This window comes from Yaniella soli, from assembly GCF_054782375.1.
Genome location: NZ_BAAGSP010000079.1, coordinates 1 through 1,072 on the forward strand (window position 1 = coordinate 1; position 1,072 = coordinate 1,072).

1 protein-coding gene is annotated in these 1,072 nt (G+C 58.9%); it reads left to right on the forward strand.

The genetic code is table 11. The features are described 5' to 3' along the window. Positions 1-58: 58 nt before the first annotated feature. Positions 59-1,072, forward strand: a 1,014-nt coding sequence (locus ACYVJT_RS15265; RefSeq protein WP_499418563.1) for an IS1249 family transposase, incomplete at its 3' end; no start/stop codon positions are given.

A 1,072-nucleotide genomic window follows, 5' to 3' on the forward strand; every position in this document is an offset into this window, starting at 1 on the left:
CGAGTCGCCTGCTGTCATGCGGTAAAACGCAGATCGTCATAGGCAGCAGTCTATGTGAGTGACTCTTGCTGGAAGAAAACCCAAATGTGATGTATGTGGTCGACCGATGCGTGCTAACGGTAAAACGCCCAAAGGCACCCAACGATTTCGGTGCAAAGATCCAGCCTGTGGCGCATCGGCCAGCAGGGCCAACACCCGTGATGATGTGGCCCGCCGACATCAGCTGGGCTGGTTTTTCAATTGGCTCTTCACCGGGCAGATGCCAGACCATATCAGTGCCAAAACCTTCCACCGCCGCACCGCCTGGTGCTGGAACATCACACCACCACAACCCGAGCCCACCGGGGAGATTCATCGGTATCTGATGCTGGATGGCACCTATTTCAACGGCTACTGCGTCCTGGTGGCCTACAACGGCGCCCACGTGGTGGGCTGGCAGTTCTGTGACCGCGAGAAGAACGCCTCCTGGACGCTACTGATCCAGGATTTGCCGGCACCAGATATCGCGGTGGTTGATGGCAACGGGCCACTGGAACGAGTCATGCGGAGTCTGTGGCCAGACACGTCTGTGCAGCGATGTTATTTCCATATCCGCCAACGTATCCACACCCATCTGACCCGCAATCCGCGCACCCAACCGGGCCGTGAGCTGCTGGCACTGGTCAAGACGCTGAACACGATCACCACACCCGACCAGGCGGCTGCATTCCAGGCAGAATTCGCCTCCTGGGCCTCGCGGTGGGACCGTGTACTCAAGGAACGCACCTACGCCAACCAGGGCCGCTCTGAGCGGCCCTGGCACGTTCGACCAGGCCAGAAATGGTGGTACACCCACCTACGACTACGCAGAGCCTACAAACTGATCAACGGGCTGATCACCGGCCAGAAACTGTTCACCTGGATGACCCACGGCCAACCCTATGAGACGCTACCCAAGACCACGAATCCACTCGAAGGCGGAGTCAACACCGCTGCCAAAGAACTGCTGCGAAAACACCGCGGGCTCCGTCCCGATCACGCGATCAAAGCCGTGGGCTGGCTGCTGTACTTCAAAACCGAAAACCCAGCTGAT